Annotated in this window: 24 protein-coding genes; 17 read left to right on the top strand and 7 right to left on the bottom strand. The window is 43.6% G+C overall.

All coding sequences use genetic code 11. The features are described 5' to 3' along the window. Positions 1–17: 17 nt before the first annotated feature. Positions 18–1,484, bottom strand: coding sequence for an SLC13 family permease (locus tag FIU21_RS05060; RefSeq protein WP_004360269.1), 1,467 nt, complete (start codon positions 1,482–1,484; stop codon positions 18–20). A gap of 127 nt (positions 1,485–1,611) precedes the next feature. Here FIU21_RS05060 and FIU21_RS05055 point away from each other — a divergent pair, with 127 nt between their 5' ends. The 9 genes from FIU21_RS05055 to FIU21_RS05010 all read left to right on the top strand — a co-directional run bounded on the left by FIU21_RS05055 (position 1,612) and on the right by FIU21_RS05010 (position 11,730). Then, complete coding sequence (locus FIU21_RS05055; RefSeq protein WP_036886302.1) at positions 1,612–2,742, top strand: ABC transporter substrate-binding protein; 1,131 nt, start codon at positions 1,612–1,614, stop codon at positions 2,740–2,742. 21 nt (positions 2,743–2,763) lie between these two features. Beyond that, a complete protein-coding gene (locus tag FIU21_RS05050; RefSeq protein ID WP_004360271.1) occupies positions 2,764–3,774 on the top strand; it encodes an iron chelate uptake ABC transporter family permease subunit in 1,011 nt (336 codons plus the stop codon). A 423-nt stretch (positions 3,775–4,197) separates the two neighbouring features. Further along, positions 4,198–6,339 carry a M3 family metallopeptidase gene (locus FIU21_RS05045; protein WP_036886304.1) on the top strand — a complete coding sequence of 714 codons (2,142 nt, stop codon included), beginning with the start codon at positions 4,198–4,200 and terminating at the stop codon, positions 6,337–6,339. Positions 6,340–6,402: 63 nt separating this feature from the next. Next, positions 6,403–7,026 (top strand): murein L,D-transpeptidase catalytic domain-containing protein, encoded by a 624-nt coding sequence (locus FIU21_RS05040; RefSeq protein WP_004360273.1) that lies wholly within the window; start codon positions 6,403–6,405, stop codon positions 7,024–7,026. A 23-nt stretch (positions 7,027–7,049) separates the two neighbouring features. Next, positions 7,050–7,586: a hypothetical protein gene (locus FIU21_RS05035; RefSeq protein ID WP_004360274.1), complete on the top strand. Its 537-nt coding sequence runs from the start codon at positions 7,050–7,052 to the stop codon at positions 7,584–7,586. After that, positions 7,583–10,267, top strand: a complete 2,685-nt coding sequence (locus FIU21_RS13285; RefSeq protein WP_081445978.1) for a Tex family protein — start codon at positions 7,583–7,585, stop codon at positions 10,265–10,267. Before FIU21_RS05035 ends, FIU21_RS13285 begins: the two co-directional genes overlap by 4 nt. 5 nt (positions 10,268–10,272) lie before the next feature. Then, a complete protein-coding gene (locus FIU21_RS05020; RefSeq protein WP_004360276.1) occupies positions 10,273–10,776 on the top strand; it encodes an STM3941 family protein in 504 nt (167 codons plus the stop codon). Between the two features lie 40 nt (positions 10,777–10,816). Then, positions 10,817–11,095: a hypothetical protein gene (locus tag FIU21_RS05015; RefSeq protein ID WP_036886272.1), complete on the top strand. Its 279-nt coding sequence runs from the start codon at positions 10,817–10,819 to the stop codon at positions 11,093–11,095. 137 nt (positions 11,096–11,232) lie between these two features. Continuing rightward, entirely contained in the window at positions 11,233–11,730 is a 498-nt protein-coding gene (locus FIU21_RS05010) for a hypothetical protein (protein ID WP_231291333.1), read from the top strand. A 93-nt stretch (positions 11,731–11,823) separates the two neighbouring features. Here FIU21_RS05010 and FIU21_RS05005 read toward each other — a convergent pair whose 3' ends face one another. From FIU21_RS05005 to FIU21_RS04980, 6 genes are all read right to left on the bottom strand, one after another. After that, positions 11,824–12,684, bottom strand: coding sequence for a hypothetical protein (locus FIU21_RS05005; RefSeq protein ID WP_081445979.1), 861 nt, complete (start codon positions 12,682–12,684; stop codon positions 11,824–11,826). Between the two features lie 234 nt (positions 12,685–12,918). Then, positions 12,919–13,263, bottom strand: a complete 345-nt coding sequence (gene rplT, locus FIU21_RS05000; protein WP_004360279.1) for a 50S ribosomal protein L20 — start codon at positions 13,261–13,263, stop codon at positions 12,919–12,921. Between the two features lie 36 nt (positions 13,264–13,299). Further along, positions 13,300–13,497: a 50S ribosomal protein L35 gene (gene rpmI / locus FIU21_RS04995; RefSeq protein ID WP_004360280.1), complete on the bottom strand. Its 198-nt coding sequence runs from the start codon at positions 13,495–13,497 to the stop codon at positions 13,300–13,302. 117 nt (positions 13,498–13,614) lie between these two features. Further along, positions 13,615–14,295 (bottom strand): translation initiation factor IF-3, encoded by a 681-nt coding sequence (gene infC / locus FIU21_RS04990; protein WP_036886276.1) that lies wholly within the window; start codon positions 14,293–14,295, stop codon positions 13,615–13,617. Between the two features lie 308 nt (positions 14,296–14,603). Continuing rightward, a complete protein-coding gene (locus tag FIU21_RS04985) occupies positions 14,604–14,696 on the bottom strand; it encodes a smalltalk protein (RefSeq protein ID WP_155716391.1) in 93 nt (30 codons plus the stop codon). Between the two features lie 355 nt (positions 14,697–15,051). Further along, entirely contained in the window at positions 15,052–15,567 is a 516-nt protein-coding gene (locus FIU21_RS04980; RefSeq protein ID WP_004360282.1) for an HU family DNA-binding protein, read from the bottom strand. Positions 15,568–16,534: 967 nt separating this feature from the next. Here FIU21_RS04980 and FIU21_RS04975 point away from each other — a divergent pair. From FIU21_RS04975 to FIU21_RS04940, 8 genes are all read left to right on the top strand, one after another. Beyond that, positions 16,535–17,482 (top strand): hypothetical protein, encoded by a 948-nt coding sequence (locus FIU21_RS04975; RefSeq protein WP_004360283.1) that lies wholly within the window; start codon positions 16,535–16,537, stop codon positions 17,480–17,482. Beyond that, on the top strand, positions 17,460–18,395 hold the full coding sequence (locus tag FIU21_RS04970) for a hypothetical protein (RefSeq protein WP_004360284.1): 936 nt from the start codon (positions 17,460–17,462) through the stop codon (positions 18,393–18,395). Before FIU21_RS04975 ends, FIU21_RS04970 begins: the two co-directional genes overlap by 23 nt. A 225-nt stretch (positions 18,396–18,620) precedes the next feature. Further along, positions 18,621–18,980, top strand: coding sequence for a hypothetical protein (locus FIU21_RS04965; protein ID WP_004360285.1), 360 nt, complete (start codon positions 18,621–18,623; stop codon positions 18,978–18,980). Positions 18,981–18,983: 3 nt separating this feature from the next. Further along, the gene (locus FIU21_RS04960) at positions 18,984–20,276 is read left to right on the top strand and encodes an AAA family ATPase (protein ID WP_004360286.1); all 1,293 of its coding nucleotides are present in this window, start codon (positions 18,984–18,986) and stop codon (positions 20,274–20,276) included. 4 nt (positions 20,277–20,280) lie between these two features. Further along, positions 20,281–21,204, top strand: coding sequence for a DUF4435 domain-containing protein (locus FIU21_RS04955; protein WP_004360287.1), 924 nt, complete (start codon positions 20,281–20,283; stop codon positions 21,202–21,204). 571 nt (positions 21,205–21,775) lie between these two features. Further along, entirely contained in the window at positions 21,776–22,186 is a 411-nt protein-coding gene (locus tag FIU21_RS04950) for a hypothetical protein (protein ID WP_004360289.1), read from the top strand. A gap of 120 nt (positions 22,187–22,306) precedes the next feature. Further along, complete coding sequence (locus FIU21_RS04945; protein WP_004360290.1) at positions 22,307–22,576, top strand: hypothetical protein; 270 nt, start codon at positions 22,307–22,309, stop codon at positions 22,574–22,576. Positions 22,577–22,655: 79 nt separating this feature from the next. Further along, entirely contained in the window at positions 22,656–22,901 is a 246-nt protein-coding gene (locus tag FIU21_RS04940) for a hypothetical protein (protein ID WP_254361429.1), read from the top strand. Positions 22,902–22,984: the final 83 nt, after the last annotated feature.

The following is a 22,984-nucleotide window of genomic DNA, read 5'->3' as shown; positions in this document are numbered from 1 at the left end:
TATAGGGAGCGAAGACCTTATCCAAGGAAGTGTATCTGACCAATGAAATAAAGTAAGATGTAACCCAAGATAAGGGAAACAACACCGCTGGTCAGACCCACCTTAAGCATATCATTCTGCTTCACAAGTCCTGTTGAGTAAGCAATAGCATTCGGTGGCGTAGAGATAGGGAGACACATTGCAGTAGAGGCAGCAATGGCAATACCGATGAGGACAGTGCTTGTACCGCCAATACCATCGAGATTATGATCCATACCACGACATACTACAGCAAGGATTGGAACCAACAGCGCTGCAGTGGCTGTGTTTGAAATAAAGTTAGAGAGGAAGTAACAAATCAAACCAGAGATAGCAAGGATAACGATAGGACTCCAATTGCCGAATGGAATACTCTCGATAGCAGCATCTGCCAAGCCTGAACCGTTCATTCCCAAGCCAATAGCAAAACCTCCTGCAACCATCCAGATGACACTCCAGTTAATCTCCTGCATATCCTTTGCAGTGATAACACCAGTGATAGCGAAGATTGCCATTGGAATCATTGAAACAGTATTGGTGTCAATACCTGTGACATCCTTTGGAATTACCCATAGAAGGATTGTTACAATAAAGGTTATGATAACAACCCACATACGCCATCCACGGTGTACCTCACCATCAATCTTCAGATGAATAGTCTTCTGTGTGAATGGGAAGAAGTAAAGAATAATTCTCCATGACAACAAAAGCAGAACTATCACAAGCGGTGCCATGAAAGCCATCCAGTGCATGAAGTCAATATTCATATTAAGACCAGCTGGGTCATTGAGATATTTAATAGCAATAAGGTTCGGAGGTGTTCCAATCGGTGTTCCCATACCACCGAGGTTGGCTGCAATAGGAATAGACATTGTCAAGGCAATACGTCCCTTACCATTAGCAGGTAGCGCAGCAAAGACTGGAGTAAGGAAAGTAAGCATCAATGCGGCTGTTGCAGTATTTGAGATGAACATTGAGAAGAGTCCTGTAATAAGCAGGAATCCCAAAAGAACATTCTCACTCTTATTACCAAAAGGCTTAATAAGATTACGTGCCAAGAGCGTGTCAAGTCCCGACTTCGATGCCGCTATCGCTAAAATAAAGCCCGCAAGGAAGAGCATAATGATAGGGTCAGCAAAGGATGCCATGATTTCCTTTGAGTCAAGTAACTCACCTATACCGTCGCCTTTGAAGACTCCAAAAGCGTTTTTAGATACGGTGACGCACATGATAGACATAATACTCAGCGACGTTGCCCATGCAGGGATGCACTCTGTTAGCCACGATAAGGTGGCAAACACAAAGATTGCAATAACGCGTTGCTGTACTACGGTCAACCCATCAATGCCAAAACTGCTTGTGGGAAGATTCCAAATAATGGCTGTAACCACGAGGATGGCTAAAAGTTCCCAAACTTTTTTCATCTCAATGTGGTTACCAAGTTCGTTAGTCTTTTCTTCTGCCATGGTGTTAGTCGTTTAGTTTAATAGATTTAGATTGTTTAATAAATTTGTGGGCTAAAGTATAAAAAATATTCTTATCAAGCAAAAGAATCTTTCTTTTTTTGTATTTTTGCATGATAAATCTTTGTTTATGCGGCAATTATTAGTATTTACCCTCTCCGTTTTATTGTTTTTATCGTGTGGTAATCATCAAAAGCAAGTGGCTGATAAAAGCGATAAAGAAGAGAAAGGAGACAAAATAGAACTACAGTATGCTCGAAATATTACAATCGAACGTACGAAAGATTATGTAATTGTACGTTTGTTGAATCCTTGGAAAGCGGGAACCGTTCTACATACTTACTACCTTGTTGAACGCGGAAAGGATGTAAACGTTCCTGACGACGGAACAAAAGTGGTCATTCCCCTTCGCAAGAGTGTTATCTTCACGACAGCCCATGCAAACCTTGTTGAGATGCTTCATGCACAGAAAGCGATTGCTGGTGTTGCTGATTTGAAGTATATGATTATCCCTGATATTCAAAAACGTGCAAGAATAAGGGACGGTATTGTAGACTGTGGTGATGCGATGAAGCCTGATGTAGAGCAAATTATAGATCTAAATGCAGATGCAATACTACTTTCTCCCTTTGAAAACAATGGTGGTTATGGTCGTTTAGAACAGATAGGAGTACCCATCATTGAATGTGCCGACTACATGGAACGTTCTGCTTTAGGGCGTGCTGAATGGATGAAGTTTTATGGTATTCTCTTTGGGCGGGAGCAAGAAGCCGACTCCTTATTTGCTGTTGTTAAACAAAACTATAAGTCTTTAAGCCAAAAGGCAAGTCAAAGTAAGATTACTCGCAGTGTCTTACCTGACAGAAAAGTGGGTGCAGTGTGGTATCTACCAGGTGGCGAGAGCAGTGTGGGTTTACTATATAAAGATGCACATGGATGCTATGCTTATTCAAATGATAAGCATAGTGGAAGTCTTGCGATGCCTTTTGAAACGATTCTGGATAAGTTCGCACAAAGTGATTTTTGGATATTAAGTTATAATGGTAATTTCAATCGCCGAGTCTTATTGGCAGAATATCAAGGTTACGCAAAGCTAAAACCTTATCATACGAAGGAAATATATGGCTGTAAGGTAGATAGTAAACCCTACTTTGAGGAGGTCAGCTGGCGTCCCGATTGGTTGCTCTCAGACTTGATTCAACTTTTCCATCCCGACTTGAAGATTGCCCCACTGCGTTACTATCAGAAGTTAGAAGATTAATAGAACCGAAACGATAAGATAATGAAACGGAATATTCTTCTTTTTATATGCTTACCAACAAGTATCCTACTTCTATTTGGATTGAACCTTACAACAGGTTCTGTTCAGATACCCTTTGCTGATGTATTGGATATTCTGTGTGGTCGTTTTACAGGAAAGGAAAGCTGGGAATATATTATTTTAGAGAACCGACTCCCTCAAACACTCACTGCCATACTTTGTGGAGCATCGTTGTCAGTTTGTGGTTTAATGCTTCAAACAGCCTTTCGCAATCCTTTAGCAGGTCCAGATGTATTTGGTATCAGTTCTGGTGCAGGCTTAGGTGTTGCCTTGGTGATGCTATTATTGGGTGGAACTGTCTCTACTTCTATCTTTACTGTTTCAGGCTTTCTTGCCATTCTTACCGCAGCTTTCGTTGGAGCAATTGCTGTAACAGCACTCATCTTGTTCCTTTCCACTTTAGTGCGCAACAGTGTTTTATTACTGATAGTGGGTATCATGGTGGGATATGTTTCCTCTTCTGCTGTTTCTCTTTTGAATTTCTTTGCATCAGAAGAAGGTGTAAAAAGTTATATGGTATGGGGAATGGGCAATTTTGGAGCTGTATCAATGAATCATATCCCTCTGTTTTCTATTCTTTGTTTAATAGGTATTATTGCATCATTTCTATTGGTAAAGCCACTGAACATCCTACTCTTAGGACCACAATATGCAGAGAGTTTAGGGATTAGCACACGCCAGATTCGCAATATACTATTAGTAGTCGTAGGTCTGCTAACAGCCATCACAACCGCTTTCTGTGGTCCTATTTCATTTATCGGATTAGCTATTCCACATATAGCCCGCCTCTTATTCCGTACTGAGAATCATCAGATACTTCTTCCAGGAACAGTGTTGAGCGGTGCTGTAATCGCTTTGCTTTGCAACTTTATTTGTTATCTTCCTGGCGAATCAGGTATAATCCCACTTAATGCTGTCACCCCACTCATCGGTGCCCCCGTTATCATTTACGTAATTATTCAGCGTAGGTAATCGAATAAACTCAGAAGAATTAATGATAAAGTAAATCAATAATGTTCAAATTTCATAAGAGAAAATCAATATCGGAAGCTATTAACATTATACTATATGCGCTTTAAAGCTACACTTTATCATTCTTAGAGAGTACCTTATTCTGAATATTCTCATAAGGATAATGTTGGGTGGCGGGTGTTAGGTGTTAATGATGTGTAGATTCACAATGAACTTTATAGAAACCATTAACAACCAACATTCACCACCCAACACCCATCATTTCCCACCCCATTAATTTCATAATCTCGTTTTTTTTATGTAAGTTTGCGGTAAAATAGGTGATGAATGTTAGGTGGTAGGTGATAGGTGTTGATGATTACCATAATCTACACACCTTCAACACCCAACACCCATCACCCATCACCCACCAATATTATGAACATGAAACAGAATCTTAAAAATGTTGTGCTTGCCGCAGGACTTGCCTGCACAGCACTTACAGGTCAGGCACAGAAAGCAAGACCTAAGACCACACAGACGGTCAGCAATTCGCTTATGAAACAGAGTACGCTACCTTTCAACGCCCCTGATTTCAGCCGTATCAAGGGTGAAGACTATCTCCCTGCTATCAAAGCGGCTATCGCTGAGCAGAGAGCTGAGATAAAGAAGATTACAGACAATAAACAGAAACCTACCTTCGCCAATACCATCTTAGCTTACGAGCGGAGCGGAAAGGATCTGGAACGTATCTCAAACATCTTCTATGCGCTGGTATCGGCTGACAAGACACCTGAGATTGAGAAGGCGCAGGGAAGTATCGTACCACTGATGACGGAGTTTGAGAATGAGGTTAAGTTCAACCAGAAGTTCTTCCAACGTATCAAGTATGTCTATGACCATGAGTACAAGACGCTCAAGGGCGAGGATAAGAAGTTATTAGAGGTTGTCTACAAGGACTTTACGCACGCTGGTGCTCTCCTTCCAAAGGAGAAGATGGCACGTATGCAGGAGATTAACAAGGAATTGGCAAAGCTTCAGCAGGAGTTTGGCGATATGCTTCCTAAGGCTGCCAATGAGGCTACCGTATGGGTCAGTGACGTAAAGGAATTAGCAGGACTCAGCGAGACGGATATCGCTCAGTGCAAGAAAGATGCTGAGAGCCGTGGAGGGAAGGCACCTTACTGTATCGTGATTACGAATACCACTCAGCAGCCTATCCTTGCAAGTCTTGAAAACCGTGGCTTACGTGAGCGTGTCTACAACGCTTCTATTCATCGTACAGACGGCACAGGTGCTTACAACACCTTCCCTGTCATCGTGAAGATAGCTCGCTTGCGTGCGGAGAAGGCTCAGCTAATGGGTTACAAGAACTATGCTTCTTACTCGCTTTCAAAGACGATGGCAAAGAATACGGATAACGTCTATGCCTTCTTGCGTCAGATGATTGAGGCTTACAAACCTAAGTCGGAGACTCAGACAAAGGCTATCGAGGAGTATGCTCAGAAGACGGAGGGTGCTGACTTCCGCCTCCAGCCTTACGACCGCTTCTATTATTCGGCTAAGATGAAGAAGGATCAGTATAGTTTCTCAGATGATGACGTGAAGCCTTACTTCAATCTTGATTCCGTACTCGTGAACGGTATCTTCTATGCGGCTCATCGTGTCTACGGACTTAGCTTCCGCGAGCGTAAGGATATCCCTACTTATCACAAGGATATGAAGGTGTTTGACGTGATAGATGCTGACGGCAAGCAGTTGGCACTGTTCTACTGTGATTACTTCCGCCGTCCAGCAAAGCGTGGTGGTGCTTGGATGAGTGCTTTCCTCAAGCAGAGTGGCGACCGTCAGCAGAAACCGCTGATTTTCAACGTTTGTAACTATGCCAAGGCTCCTGAAGGTCAACCAACGCTCCTTACTTGGGATGAGACTCAGACGATGTTCCACGAGTTCGGACACGCCCTGCACGGTATGCTTTCTAACTGTAAGTATAACACACTGAGCGGTACTGCAGTATCACGTGACTTCGTGGAGATGCCTTCACAGTTCAATGAGTCGTTCGCAAGCATACCAGAGGTGTTCAATAACTATGCACGCCATTACAAGACCAACGAACCGATGCCAGATGCCCTGCGTGAGAAGATGTTGGGTTCGCTCAACTTCCTTTCGGCTTACGCATTAGGCGAGAACCTTGCTGCTACCTCTGTGGATTTAGCTTGGCATTGCCTCTCACCTTCTGAGGTTCCAACAGCTGAAGAGGCACCAGCCTTCGAGAAGAAGGTATTGGCTGATATGGGGCTGTTGAACAATCAGATTCCTCCACGCTACTCTACTTCTTACTTCAACCACATTTGGGGTGGTGGATATGCAGCTGGATATTACAGCTATCTGTGGAGTGAGGTATTAGCCGCAAACATTGCTGATTACTTCGAGGCTCATGGTGCACTGACACGTAAGGTGGGTGATGACTTCCGCCAGAAGATTCTCTCACGTGGTAATACACGCGACTTGATGCAGATTTTCTCTGACTTCACTGGCCTCAAAGCTCCTGATACAAAGGGATTGCTGAAGGCGAGGGGGATGTAAAGCCCCACCCAACCTCCCCGAAAGGGGAGGAGTGTTTTTCGTCACTTGCAAAAAAATACAGCAATGAAAAGCAAAACACAATCAAAAGGGGGGAGAGGCCGCTTCTTCTTTTTCTTTCTTCTCTCTCTTCTAATCCTCAACTTTAGCATAAAGGGCTATTGGAAAATAAAACCCTATTCATTCCAAAGCTATTTCAAAGATGTATGGGAAATCTGTCACGAAAAGGGGTATAACGAAGACTATTGCATCCTCGTAGACTTTTCGCGCCCATCGGGTGAGGACCGAATGGCTATCATCGACCTAAAGGCTTCATCCGTGCTTGACACTGGTCCTTGCGCACACGGTAGAGGAAAGGGAAACAGTGCATGGAAACCTGTTTTCTCAAATAAGGAAGAAAGCAGATGCTCAAGTCTCGGAGCTTTCAAGATTGCAGAGAAAGGCTATTCCGCTACTGTCGGGTTGCGTTTTGCCCTTGATGGGTTGGATGCATCAAACAGCAATGCACGTCGAAGAAACATTCTCATCCATAGTTCCCGATACGTGGGCATTATGCACCATCTCACATCTTATCTCCCACTCTCCGATGCTTCGTGGGGATGCTTCACTACAAGCCCTGCTATGCTGAAGAAAATCGAAGCCCTTTGTGACAAGAGCAAGAAGCCTATCCTGCTTTATGCATACGAATAATCTTGACAAACAAAAAGATTATAATGGAACTGAACCTGAAAAGAATCCTGACTTGTATAATCCTGACTGTGCTCACCACTCTCAGCACACATGCGCAGACCTTATGTGTCATTGACGGCACTCCCCTTCCCGACTCCCTCCTGCACGTCACCATCGACGAGATGCGGTCGGATTCGGCCAAAGAGATTGTGGCAAAAAGACTGGGACTTATTCCGCCCTACGCCATCGAATCCATACAGACATTCGTAGCAGAAGAGCAGATAAAGCAAGGGAAGAACATCACATTCTGTAAATCACCCAAAGATATCATCATCATGCGAACCAACTCGCTTGCAGAACTACAATGGGTAATAAACGGTAAACTAAGGAAACCACGAAAGAAGTTGACTATCATTGATTACAAACTCTCACCCCAACGTATAACGGAGGCTTTGCCAAAGGGTATTAAGCCCACGGACATAGGCTCTGTCAACATCATTACTTATGTAAACGATCCACGGATGGAAAAACATCCAACAATCGTGATTAAGACAAGACATAAATCTGTATCTAAAAGATGATTAGACAAACACCATACAGCAAGGAAAACGAACAAAAGAATAATAGCGAACACTCAGCAAATAGGGCTCTCCCCCTTTCGGGGGAGCCGGAGGGGGCTTCTGGTGCTTCCTTCATCTCCCACTCGCTTTCCCTTCCCCTCCAAAGCGTATCGGCAGTTCTCACCTTACTAAACGAGGGCTGTACGATTCCCTTCATCTCCCGCTATCGTAAGGAGCGGACAGGGGGGCTTGATGAGGTTCAGATAACTGATATCAGCGAACTTTATGACCGTTTGAAGGAACTCGGAAAACGTAAGGAGACCATACTCAAAACAATCCGCGAGCAAGAGAAACTCACACCAGAATTAGAAGCAAGAATCCACGCTTGTATGGATTCCACAGAGTTGGAAGATATCTACCTACCATATAAACCCAAACGCCGTACACGCGCGCAGATTGCCCGTGAACAAGGATTGGAGCCGTTAGCGTTGGCGATAATGAGAGAAGCCCAAAAACCTACAGCCCCCTCCGCCTCCTCCGAACCAACGGTCACTGACCGAAGGGAAGTAAAGGGGGGAGGAGCCCCACCCAACCTCCCCGAAAGGGGAGGAGTGCCTATGCGCACACGAGAGAATAAGGGCACTTTGAATCTTCCCCAACACCTCAGCAAAGAACTTGCAAACTTGTCTCTCCCCCTTTCGGGGGAGTCGGAGGGGGCTTTGGACATCATTGCCGAGATTGTCTCCGAGAACCAGCAAGCACGCAATACCGTCCGCACAGCTTACCAGCATGGGGCTGTCATCACATCAAAGGTCATCAAGAAGATGAAGGATACCGACGAGGCGCAGAAGTTCGCTGATTACTTCGATTTCTCCGAGCCTCTCCGCCGATGCAATAGCCATCGACTGCTCGCTATGCGTCGTGGCGAGGCACAGGGCGTGCTACGTGTAAGCATCACGATTGATGGCGAGGAATGTATCTCACGCCTCACTCGCCAATTCGTGCGTGGACACGGAGTTTGTCAGACCCTCGTCACTCAAGTCGTTGAAGACTCTTTCAAACGTCTTATCAATCCGAGCATTGAAAACGAATTTGCTGCCTTGAGCAAGGAGCGTGCCGACGAAGAAGCCATCAAAGTCTTTACCGAGAACCTCCGCCAGCTTCTCCTCTCTCCCCCACTCGGTCAGAAACGTGTCCTCGCCCTCGACCCCGGTTTTGCCAACGGATGTAAGATTGCTTGCCTTGACGAACAAGGTAACCTCCTTCATCATGAGATTATCTATCCACATCCACCACGTAATCAGGTAAGACAAGCCACGGAAGCCCTGCAAAGGATGATAAACACTTATAAGATTGAGGCAATCGCCATTGGCAATGGTACGGCAAGCAGGGAGAGTAAGGAGTTTGTGGAAAAAATAACGACCGAAACTACAACTACGACCAGCCCCTCCCCCTCACCCCTCCCCCATAGGGAGGGGAGTGATTACCGTCACTTGCTTGAAGAAAAACAACAGCAATTTACAGATAATACGTCTCCAATTAATAGCAAAACACAATCAGCAGGACATACTACTCCCCTCCCTATGGGGGAGGGGTCGGGGGAGGGGCCAGTTGGGCCAGTAGGGTTCGCGTCTTCCTTGTTCATCTTCCTTGTCTCTGAGGACGGTGCCTCCATCTATTCCGCCTCACCCGTGGCTCGCGAGGAGTTCCCCGATGAGGATGTAACCACACGCGGAGCCATATCTATCGGTAGACGACTTATGGACCCACTCGCTGAACTCGTGAAGATTGACCCGAAGAGCATCGGTGTTGGACAATATCAGCACGATGTCGACCAATCAAAACTTAAGCATTCACTCGACCAAACGGTGATGAGTTGTGTCAATCAGGTGGGAGTCAACCTCAACACGGCTTCCCTCCACTTACTCACCTACGTCAGCGGACTCGGTCCTGCCCTTGCCCGCAACATCATTGATTACCGACGTGAGCATGGTGCCTTTACCTCACGTGCCCAACTCAAGAAGGTGAAGCGTCTGGGTGATACTGCCTACCAGCAGTGTGCAGGCTTCCTCCGTATTCCCAATGCCAAGAACCCACTCGACAACTCCGCCGTTCATCCCGAGAGCTATCACATCGTTGAGCAAATGGCAAAGGACTTGAAATGTACGATAAAGGATCTCATTGGCAATAAGAAACTCTTGGCAGAAATTGATGTCAAGAGATACCTCACCTTCCCCCCCCCTCTCCGAAAGGAGAGGGGGAGTGCTGGAAACGGTTCGCTGAAAGATGGAGATAAATTAAAAAAGTCCTTACCCTCTTGTGAGCGCCTATGCGCTCCCCTCCTTTCGGAGGGGTTGGGGGAGGTTTCCCTCCACGACATCCTCACCGAGCTTGAGAAGCCTGGGCGCGATCCCCGTGGAGAGGTTGAAGTCTTCGAATTCGACAAGAATGTCCATACCCTCTCCGACCTCATCATAGGAATGGAACTCCCCGGTATCGTGACGAACATCACCAACTTCGGAGCCTTCGTCGACATCGGTGTTCATCAAGACGGACTCGTCCACATCTCTCAACTCTCCGACCGCTTCGTCACCGACCCCACACAAGTCATCCGCCTTCATCAGCACGTCCGCGTCCGTGTCGTTGAAGTCGATATGCGTCGCAAACGTATCGCATTGAGTATGAAGAATATAAAACAATAAAATATATGAATCAGACAAAGAAAATCCTTGCCTACTTAGGTTGTATCGCGTTTACCGCCTTGGGCGTATGGCTCCTTACCGTAAAAGACCCCACCACAAGTTATCCACTATGGACAATAAGAGTTGCTGGCATCCTCTCCATCATCTTCTTTGGTGGTGGCGGTTTGTTTATGGCTTATAAAAAGGTAAAACTTCTCATAAACCATAAGAAAGAAATAGAATTTACCGATAGAGGTATCTCTATCTGCGGAGCTGAGGAAATATTATGGAACGAGATAGCCGACTTCTCCCTAATACGTTTTAAAGGTAACAGGTTGATAACCATTCAGATGAAAGACCCTGAAAAGGTTATCGCAAACGAATCTTCATGGATAAAACGCAAGACAATGGAGTATAACCTCAAGACTATCAACGCCCTCTACTCCTTCCCTGCCTATATGATGGATGGGCGAGCTGAAGAAGCACTTACGCTATGCAGACTGAACATGGTAAAACATCAAAAGCCATAACAATTAACAACTCCCAACAGTTAGTAATAAGCTCTATAATATGGATGAAGATATATTACTATACATCAGCTCTATTATCTGCGCACTCCTCACAATCTATCAGATATTCAATCGCCAGAAAAGAGCAGGTATCTTATCAGCTATTGTATTATTAGGTTACTCTCTCCCACTCTATTACCTCTTCTTCTTTCATTCAGAATATGGAGCAGGTCTCACATGGTGGTTTTATCTCCTGGTACTAAACCTCATATACATTCTCTCAACAGCGATACACTTCATTTTTAAGTATATCAAGGGAAGATTGCTCTTCTCCCTTTAAAATAATCAATAAAACCTATGGGAATGCTTTTTGTTCTTATTTTCTGGGCAATCGTTTTTGTAGTTCTATCCCTTATATTAGGACTGATAACGTTACCTTTCTCTTACTTCCTTTGCAAAAGGCAAAGGAAGAGAAAGATGGTTCTATCATTCCTCACACCAGGAGTATTTATCGGGATATACGCTGTAAGTAGTTTTGTGTGTATGATTATCATTGCTATCATTCTTGGTTCTGACATTGGTATCGGTGATGGCTGGTGTATCCCACTAAAGAATGGTTATGAACTTACCTCCGTTGATACGCCCGAGTATGCTAACATCAATAGTAGAAACGATCCGTTGAAAGAAAACCTCATTGATGAGATTACACATATACAAGTGGTTGGAGACTCTGTCATAGGAAAAGAGGCTGATGGGAACTACTTCATCTTCAACCTACAAAATGGTGACAAGGAAGACAATCTAAGCTATCAAAATCTCACAATAAAAATGAAATCAAGATCCATTACACTCGTTAATAATAATACCTACTATTGGGAACAACGCAAAGTACCCTATATAATTGCGGGCATCTTTTGCCTTCTTATAACCATTTTAGCAATAAAAACTCTTTGGCGAATAGCTCTAATTTACTAAGCTTTTATTTCATATTAGTATTCACCATTTACTACATTTAAATCAGAAAAAGTATAAGCAACGACCTTTAATTTTAAGATTCTTTCTATATTATCATTTGACAATCTCAATCAGCGAAGCTTTATATCTTCCTTTCGGAATCCTATCTATCACCGCTTCTTTATATCCAGTAGGTAGAAGTCCACCTGGAAGCCATAACACATTCGCTCCGACTTCGTTACCCGACGGCATCCTCAACCTGAGTTTCTTTGGTTTGGGGATGTCAATCCTTACTAATACCCGATGTTTCCACGCACCTGCAGGGATTCCCAATTCATGTTCGATGCGCGACAAGTCGCCATGACTTCTCATCAATACACTATCCATCTCCGACTTCATCATGATAAACTGACTATTATCAGCCTTTCCGATAGAGTCGCCATGATGCCGTTCTAACAATTCTTTCGAAACGATACACGATGCACCTGCCTTAAAATTCTTCAGATGTCGCCTTATATATCTTCGTTTCAAATAGGTTTCGGGTGCAGGTCGTTTACCCTTAGGAATCATCAGTATGCCCTTTCTCGACATACCCCTGCGAAAGTATTTGTCAATAAGACTTACAGTATCAGCACGATAAGAACTCCTAAGCTGCCCATCAACTTTCTGCCCAAAATTATCCGACAACAAAGAATCCTGCTTCGTCAGACACCTCGCAGTCTCTTTCGTTATCACATATTGCGCATGCGCCCCCTGCCCCACTCCTACAACGAGCAGCAGAATCGCCACAATGTATCTGAACAAGAGCCTCACCCCCTTCTCCGAACCAACGGTCACTGACCGAAGCAAGGTAATACAGAGGGGGAGTAAGCACTGAGACACCCCCAGCCTCACCCCCAACCCCTCTCCGAAAGGAGAGGGGAGTAAATAGCGAGATACCCCTATGTTCAGGGACTTCTTCTTTGCTTTTTTCATTTTTACCACAGAATCATCTAATTATATAGGGATAACACGCTGTTCACGCCCCTCTCCCTTCGGAGAGGGGTTGGGGGTGAGGTTTCTTCTTTCCCTTCGGAGAGGGGTTGGGGGAAGACTGCTCCTCCCCCTTCGGGGAGGTCGGGTGGGGCTTTCTAAAAAAAAGCCGCCACCCTTTCAGGCGACAGCTCCATTCCGTTATAACGAGTGCCCACGTCCGTGAGCGTCATTAATTTACTTTACCTTGTCAACAATAGCCTTGAAAGCTTCCTGATTGTTAGCAGCAAGGTCAGCGAGCACCTTACGGTTGATCTCGATACCAGCCTTGTGCAATGCACCCATCAACTGGCTGTAGCTCATATCATAAAGACGAGCAGCAGCATTGATACGCTGAATCCACAATGCGCGGAAGTTACGCTTCTTGTTACGACGGTCACGATAAGCATAAGTCAAACCCTTCTCATAGGTATTCTTTGCTACCGTCCAAACATTTTTACGGGCACCATAGTAACCCTTAGTCTGCTTCAGAATTCTTGTTCTCTTTGCTTTTGAAGCAACATGATTGACTGATCTTGGCATAGTTTTTCTTTCCTTTTAATTTGTTTGACTAATGAATTAACGGAGATTGAGCAAGTCGCGTACCTGCTTCAAGTTTGTACCATCCACGAGCGTCTGGTGAACAAGATTTCTCTTCTGTTTCTTTGTCTTCTTAGTCAGAATGTGACTGTGGTAAGCGTGATGACGTTTAATCTTACCAGTACCGGTGAACGTGAATCTCTTCTTCGCGCCGGAATTTGTCTTCTGTTTTGGCATTTTTTTTAAATTTTAAAATTGTTATTTATATTCATCTGTGGCAACGTATATACCAAGACGTTACGCACAGGTTGCCCATTTCGCCCCCCTCTTACCGAGGAGACAGCCCAACGGGCGTTAGTCAATATTCAGTTTCTTCAATGCGTCAGCACCATTCTTAGCGTTGGCGAACAAGCCGCCATCCGTCTTTGGCTCCTCGCTGACACCCTCAGCACCTGCCTTTGCGCCAGCCTCTGCCTCCTCACGGTCGCGCTTCTGCTGACTCTTCTTGGCAACACCTGCCTTCTTAGGTGCAAGATAGAGGAACATCTTCTTGCCTTCGAGTTTCGGAAGCTGCTCTACCTTTGCAAGCTCCTCAAGATCGTTGGAGAAACGAAGCAATAACACCTCGCCCTGCTCCTTAAACAGAATCGAACGACCACGGAAGAACACGTATGCGCGTACCTTATTACCTGCATTGAGGAACTCCTGCGCATGCTTGAGCTTAAACTTATAGTCATGCTCATCCGTCTGAGGACCGAAACGAATCTCCTTCACCTCCTGCTTCACCTGCTTCTGCTTCATCTCCTTCTGATGCTTCTTCTGCTGGTAGAGGAACTTAGAATAGTCGATGATACGACAAACCGGTGGCTGTGCGTTAGGAGAAATCTCCACAAGGTCAACTCCCTCTCTCTGAGCCAATTCCAACGCTTTTCGCGTAGGCATAACCTCAGCTCCATCATCACTTACCACACGTACTTCCCGAACGCGAATCTGCTCGTTCACGCGGTACTTCATTTTCATTTTGTCATTCTTCATTCAACTATTTTAATGTGTTTAAATTCGCTAAACGCGTGCAAAGTTACTATTTTCCAACCGATTATCCAAGCGTTTTAGTTATATTTTTTATATAAAGAGGAAAAATAAAAGAAGAAGCCCCACCCAGCCTCCCCGAAGGGGGAGGAGGAGCCTCCCCCAGCCCCTCCGAAGGGAGGGGAGTGCCTATGCGCACATAAGAGGATAAGAACTTTTGACTCTTTTCACAGATAATTTCTGCAAAATACTTGCAAACTTGCCTCCTCCCCCTTCGGGGAGGTCGGGTGGGGCTGTAGAGGTCGGGTGGGGCTTTACAAACAGCTCGACATACCCAGCGTTGTAGCAATGGCAGTGAGCACAGAGATAATCACATTAATGATTGTTTTCCATTTTTCGTGTTTCATAAGGCAACTATTTTTTACTTTGAACTTTGAGGTTTGAACTATTAACTTTAAACTTTGAGGTTTGAACTTTGAACTTTATGATTTCAACTATTAACTTTGAACTATTAACTTTGAGGTTTGAACTTTGAACTTTATGATTTGCGACTACGAATTTCTCTAATTACGCTAAAATTATTGCTAAGTAATTCGTAATCCCCCTTTGACCCTTGAATAGAACTTTAGGGGTATCTCGCTAATCACTCCCCTCTCCTTTCGGAGAGGGGTTGGGGGTGAGGCTCCTTGGGGGGTGAGGCTGCTCCTCCCTTTTACTTCCCTTCGGTCAGTGACCGTTGGTTCGGGGAGGTCGGGAGGGGCTTTACGCGTGTCCACCCTCACTCGTCGCCGTAGACTCGCCAGGCTCAGGTCCCGAAGGCGTAGCCCCACTGGCTGGGTGCTTACCCTTCTTATTACCCTTCCTGCTATCCTTGAGCGACTGGTCATACTTATCGTACTCACGCAGGCGCACAGAATGCTTCAAGCGAGCCGTCATCAGCGAACCAGAAGCACGAGCACGCAAGTGAGGCTGATAGATATCCCTTGCCGGAGTAAAATCTTCCAACTTCTCCACACCCTGACTGCGAATGCCTGCCGAGAAGATAGCCAAGTCGGGGATTTTCACTGCCACACCCTCCAGTACCAACTCGCGGATGCAAGCCACCATATCGGTCAGCACACCAGCAATAGCACCCTTAGAATAAGGTGTGTTATGGGCAGACATATACTCCGCCAACTTCTCCAAATCGTAGGTCTGATCGACCACCGCACGCGCATACCAATATCCCTTACGCTTACTGGTCTTACGCTTGTCCTGATAAATTTTGTAATGAATCATAGTGTATTAACTTTGAGGTTTGAACTTTGAACTTTATGATTTGAACTATTAATTTTGAACTTTATGATTTGAACTACGAATTTCTCTAATTACGCTAATGCTTATTGTGATGTAATTCGTGTCATTCGTAGTTAACTTTGAGGTTTGAAATTTATGATTTGAACTATTAACTTTGAAATTTGAAAATTTAAGATTGAACTTTGAAATAATTATTTACTAATGCTATACTATAAGTTTGAGAGCACTAATCTTTACGTTTAAGAGCGCTAATCTTTGCGTTTAAGAACTGCTATCATCACGATAGGGGTATCTCGCTAATCACTCCCTCTCCATTCGGAGAGGGGTTGAGGGTGAGGCTCCCTCCTCCCCTTTCGGGGAGGTCGGGTGGGGCTTTTCTGTTTGCAAAGTTACCCATGATTACCTAAAAAACCAGCATTTTTCGGGCTACAAAGACTGCAAGTTCTGCATCTTACCTTGTAACAATCTAATTTACAGAGTGTTTACAGAGTGTGAACTTACCACAAAGAGGTGCCCCGCCTATCTACCTTCGCGACAACTAAAAAGGACGAGATAACAAAGAGGGGTGCGGGGGCATTACACATATTGCAGAAAAAAATAATCACACCAATCATAAATCATAAAATCATAACAAGGAATTGCAACGTAAAAGAAAGGAATTACATATAATATAATACCTTATTAATAAATAATAATATATAATGAGCCGTTCTGATAGCAGTAAAACACGAAGGTCCTTAATATGACTGCGTGATTACGTGATTGTGATTTTCTCTCCTTTTATTAACAATTTGTAAATATTTATTTGTAAGTTTGCAGATGCAATCCTGAGAAGTCATCAGAGAAAAGCACAGCCGTAACTATTGTCTGACGATTTACAGAACTGTAAAAACTGTTCATAACAGAACTAATATCTTTACTGAAAACCAAAAAATACGACATAACGGAAATGAAATTTTTTGCCCTTTACAACTACATGTTTGAGAAGTGCATCGACACTGACGACATTTTTAACGACAAAGAACGACTGCAAGAAGTAGAAGAAAACTTTGCCCGACGACAGGCGTGTTTTGACGACGTGCTTGTTGACGACTATACCAAGACACAGCGCATTCACTTCACAAACGCAAGAGGTACGCAGTATCTCCACCACTTCCTCCTCGAGCCATTCAAAGAAGAAGGTGTCTACGTGCTGAGAATTCTCAAGAACTGCCGTGGCACACGACACGATGAAAACTTCAAGTCGATTCCCTTCGACGACTATCGCAGTTGCATCATCATCATCGACAATCGTCCTGGCGTACAGGTAATTGCAATTGAGAATTCAACCTCCGCCTTCCAGTCGCTCAAAACCATCGAAAACATCGTCGAAAGAACGCTCTCACACGTTATGCAACGACGTTTCTCGCTCAAACTGAGCATCAAAAACCTCTACGACTCATCCCGCTTCTGGAATATTGTACAGGACAAGAAGAGTTATCCAAGGGGCTTTCGAAAGGTAGAATTCACATGGCCAAAGCCCAACCTCGAACACCTTGCCAAGCGATTCGAGTTCATACAAGGACTCCGCAAGAGCACTGAAGGTGCACTGACACTTGCTTCCGATGCAGGGGCAGGAAAATGCGTAAAGTTAGACCCTGAAGACCAATGGACAAAAGACATTGTAGAAGCGGCAAGCGACATAGGTGGCGAAGGCTCAATCAGTCTGACACCCACTGGCAGCAGGCGCAAAATAAGCGTTGGAAAGGACAGCTACAGATATATTAATTTCAAAGATGCTACCTTCACCAACATGAGTCCCGACAACCCACACCTCTTTCCGAAAGACCACCTCGCAATATTCACAAACGAAATTGAGAAACACGTACTAAAAAATGGAGATTCTGACAGACCGTGACAGCGAAATCTATAGAACGCAAGTGCTGAACTCGCCTGAAGCGTCAATCTTCAAGCATTGGGCATCGCCACTGAACCGCCTACAAAGAGAGGCGGGAGAACTCTCAGCAATGGACATCTGGCAGACGAGCACACGCTGCATTGATGAACTCAAAAAAGCAGGGAGCAACAAGTTAGATGAAGTCACCTTCATCTATACCACGCTGATAAAAGACTGCGAAACCATCAAGCAAGGAAGGCACACCACCACCCGCACAAGGGCTGAGGCAGAATCTTCAGCCCAGCTCATCATGACCGTAACCGCCACGAGAAGCCTTAACTACATCGAACCAGGACACGAGCAGGACCCAATGAGCGAGAACGACGGTATCTTGAAGACTATAATGGACGAAATCGGGGATAACGCTTTCAACCGATACGTCAACCTCTTCTTTGCAAAGAAAAGAAATGTTTACGGAGAGAAAATCGTCATCGAACCCCACAACCCCCTTGCTGACACAGACGACACAGACTCCCCTGCCCTACAGAAGGAAGCACGCCAGAAAGCCGTCCTAACAAAAGTCCTGACCAACACACAAGGACTAAAAAAGCTACTGAATAAACCCGGCTACGACGACCTAACGCAATGTTTCGAGACCATCTGCCGTGACGACGCCCTCCTCTCCCGCTTCGAAATGATAAAACCCAACGGCAACAGCTGGGGCATAAACCGCAAGATGGCACTCAACATCATCGCCCTCTTCATAAAGCTCCGAAAGCTAAACATCCCCATGAACCAAATCAACACAACCATCGGCGGAAGTAACAACAACACTTACCTCACCCACCACCGCCCTTACAACGACAACCGCACCGCCTTCGGCATCACCACCGAAGAATATGATGCCATCGTAGGAATAATTGAGGGGGTGTGAGAGGTGAGCTGCACCACGTATAAAGCGTTACGAAAAGAGAAAAAATAAACACAAATCATCGGTGGGACTGACTGCGTCCCATCCCTAAACTTTTAATAACAAAAAAATATTCTGCAGACAGCAAGGATATTTTGTTTGTTATTTTAGTAACAAAAACAAAAATAATTAGTATCTTTGCAACATAGATAGACATTCAACAAAATTGAATGTCAAAAACTTATCATTATGACTGACGAAGAAAAGAAAGAATATTGTTGGAATCATGCCCAGATTGTAGAGGGTTATGATAAAGACTCTATAAGAAAAGATGCATGCGGTGCGTGGATCTTCAAGGCTCATTATGGGATGAGAGATTCTGTCTTCGGATGGGAAGTTGACCATGTTTTCCCTGTTATTCTGGGGGGTGATGACTTTAAAAGAAACCTTAGAGCTATGCAATGGAAAAACAATGTATCCAAAGGAGACGATTATCCGGAGTATATGTCTGCAATCCAATCAGAAGGCAACAAGAATATCGAAAAAGAAGCAAGCTATACAGTGAACGACTCTCTTCAACAAGAGTTAAGTGAATATTATAATAAATAAACCATGCAAATTTCAAGACTACAAATCAAAAACCTTTACGACCAATATAACTATGATATAGATTTCAATAGCGAAGAGAAAGAACAGATAACTATTCTCACAGGTCCTAATGGATATGGCAAGACTACCATTCTACGAATTTTAAAATCCCTTAATCCTAAGTCTCTATATTATTTCTATGTTATTAAATTCAGCGAAATAATAATCTCTTTTGATAATAATACTGTATTAAATATCACTCAGAATTATAAAACAGAAGCAGAAAGTAAATCTGCTATTGACTATAAGGACGAGTTAGAAAAAGAGGTCAGATTTATCTGGAACAAAGCTACGGGGGAACCACTCACTCATTTCGTATATAATAGAACAAACGTAAAAAGAGCACTCCGCTCATACATACATCTATACGATCCATATAGCAGACGTAAGTCTTTTAATAGTTTATCAGATAGAGAAAAAGAAGATGTCTTATTAGATAATGAAATATTCAACGAATATATTTCGGAATCAAATGGTCAGGAACAGTTCCTGATGCAGCTCAGAACCTTACGTTCTTACTACATACCAGCAAACCGAATCTATAATGAAGCTCATGAAGAGAATGATGAGCTCCCAATTGAGAAAGTTTGTGAAGCATTGAAGGCTGAATTGAAGACCGCTCAACAAGACTATCTGCGATATTCACAAGAAGTCGATTCTAAATTTATCAAAAAAGTATTATATCCAGATTATGAAGATTGCCCTCAGGCTTCATACAATAAGCTGAAGGATGAAGTTGAGAGCCTGATGAAGACAATCGTTAAATATAAGCTTGCATTTAAAGTAGAAATTCCAGAATATAACGAAAAAAACAAAGCCGTACTCTTTGCGTATCTTAAAGGACTCGAGGAGAAGTTCAGCAAGATTTCAACAATCTCGAAAAAAACAGAATTATTTCATAAAATGCTGACCTCTAAGGGCTTTGCACACAAATCTGTAGAAATCGCTCCTCAGCATGGTTTTATGTTCAAATCTGATAAAGGTGATATTCTGAAGGCGCATCAACTTTCCAGTGGTGAACAGAACGAAATCGTTATGCTATACCGCTTAGTATATGAAGTACCTGATCAGAGCTTATTGCTGATTGACGAACCAGAAAACTCGCTTCATGTCGCATGGCAGAAGACAATCGTAGATGATATGAAGGAAATAGCTGATATCAAGCATCTACAAATCATTATTGCTACTCATTCGCCAAGCATAGTAAGCAAAGGATTTAGTATGACCAAAGACCTTTATTACTTAACAAACAAATGATACAATGAAAAATTCCGTATTGGAGGAACTTGAGCCCCAATCTTTCGTAGAAGAAAATAGAATAATAGGTAACACCGTATTGGAGGCGAACGATTCCCCAAATATCGTAGCAGATATAAGGCTAACTATACAACATCCTGATCATAAGGAAGTAATAATTGTCGTTGAAGGGGAAGACGATGAAAAAGCTTTGAAGCAGTTCTTTAATATACAGGTCGTAGAATTCTTTTTGGCTGAAAATTGCCTAAAAGTAAAGAATTCTATGCGCATTGTAAGCAAAGATGAGCAGCTCAAAGATTGCGTCATAGGCATTAAGGATGCTGACTTTGATCATATAAATCAAATCAAACATAACATTGCCAATCTTATGATAACTGACACCCACGATATGGAAACTCTGATGTTGACTCCAAAAGTCTACAGAAAAATTTGTTTGTACACAACAAATAAAGAATATCCGGAGTTATCAGCCAAAGCAATGAAAGCTCTGAAAAACTTCTCATATCTCCGCTATTATAATGATAAAATGATTTTAAATAGAAAAGATTCTGATAAAGAAGGAATAAATTTCAAGGGAATTAAAATTGCTGACGTAGCATCTCACAGTGTACAAGATGTACTTCAACATGTAAAAGATAATGGTGGAAATTATAAAAAGACATCATATCCAGACTTGGATACAATAAACCTATTTATAAGTCAAAACCCTATCGATGATAAAGATCTTACTTTATTCACAAATGGACATGATTTGGTTTATGCTATTCGAGATATACTTCATAAAGATGAGGCGGCAAAAGCTTATAGTGATAAAAGTATTGCAACTATGATTAGAATAAGTTATAGCAAAGAGGAATTTGAAAAAACAAAATTGTATAAAGACATAGACAACTGGAATAATAATAGATTCAACCTTTGGGCTGTATAATAATAAAAGCTACAGCAAATAGCTTGAATCGCATAGAGAGTAATGCGGGATTGCCTTTCAACAGGCAGTTCCGCATTTTCTTATTCATCGAACAGCTAAAAAGAACAACCACAACTATATGAAACGCACACAAAGAATTCGTAATAGCAATATAAGATTTCAAGGAAGCAACGGAAATTATAAACTTTCTATAAACGAATTATAAAGATTCTCATAACATGCTGATTATCAGTTTATAATTTTTTGATAATAAAAAGATAACTTTTTTATAAGCCGTCTGTAAGGCTGAGATTCTTGCAAATGGCTCTACGCTATAACTTTGCACCCACGTCACGGTCAGAACGACCTTGGCGTGGGTATTCTCTTTTTCCGATTAGGTGCGGAGTGATGGTCAATTCCGATTGTTCCATGCGCTGCACAAGGCGCCAGACACAAGGCACAGGGACCGAAAAGGAGATAATGCCACTGAAAATAAAGAATGTTTCACCCGAGCGGAGTGGGCAGGAGAAATCTCATGAGGTAAAGCTGCGCAGCGTTTCCCGTGCTTTCTCTTCTCACAACCCTTGGGAGAATGAGAAAAAAGCATTACACACGACAGCGTGTGCAGCATCAGCGCAAAACAAAGCGCAGATACCCTTTTGACGAGAATACAATGATGTGCGAACTGTTCAGACCGGAATACTTCAAGCGTTTGGACGTGCTGACCGACCAACTGCGACCCTATTTATCCAATGACGTGAAGACATTGCGGAGAGAAAAAGGATTGTTCTTATCGACGGAGGGGATAAAGAACGTAAAACGCACGTGGCTCTATGCTCTCATTGCCCTGATGATAGCACCGGGAGAGCAGGGAGAGAGTCCGCTGAAAGTGGCAAAAAGCATCTTCTTCAGATACCTCTCAACCAGCGAACACAGCAATATTCGTCTTTCTGAACCAGCGTTGAAAGCCTCTGTAAACAAGGTACTTAGAAAAGATAATTAAGAGATTTTAAGAAACCGCAGATTGTTTCAGAAACTTGCATCAGCTGCAGAAGTGCGATAACTTTGCAAACATAAAAACAAACCAACGGCACTGTTGCCTGAGGAATAACAAAACAAAATTATGAACAACATTTTTAAGATTACCGGACTCGGAGAAATCCGCCAGTACACCAACCAGAAAGGAATCACCTCGCACTGCCGTGACATCCAGCTACAGCAGCTTGGAGGCAAATTTGCCGACCGCTTCACATCAACCCTCTTTGATGCAGAGGCGGAAAGAGAACTCGAAGTGGGTGCGCTCGTCGCAGCACAGCTCTACTTCTACACAACGGAGTATAACGACAAGGTGTTCCAGAACGTGAGTATTTCAGAAATCCAGACAATCAATTAAAAATCATAAGATTATGCAGATTAAAGTAATTATGAGTGACGCTGATTATCAGCGCATCATCGCCGCCAACGGCAAGAGAGTGAGAGGTTCTATCGCAATGAACTCGCCACAGGAGTTTGATTTCCGTGCTTTTGCAACTGAAACACCTTCAACACCAGCGCCCAACCGCATACTGAACATGAAGCACGGACGGGCAACAGTGGCACCCGACCGCGTCAGACTCTACATCATGGTGAAGCGAGCAGACGAGGCAGCTCCCATTGATATTGTTTTCGACGAGAGCCAGCAGGCAATTAACTTTATGGAAGGAAATCTGCTTGCATAGCAATAATTCCACACGTGGGACTGTCCCTGACACATCAGCAACAAGCGGACAGCCCACGCTTTACATAATCATAAAAAGATAAA

Origin of the sequence: Prevotella melaninogenica, from assembly GCF_013267595.1 — a bacterium.
GTDB classification, from domain to species: Bacteria; Bacteroidota; Bacteroidia; order Bacteroidales; family Bacteroidaceae; genus Prevotella; species Prevotella melaninogenica_D.
This window is presented reverse-complemented; position numbering and strand designations above follow the sequence as displayed.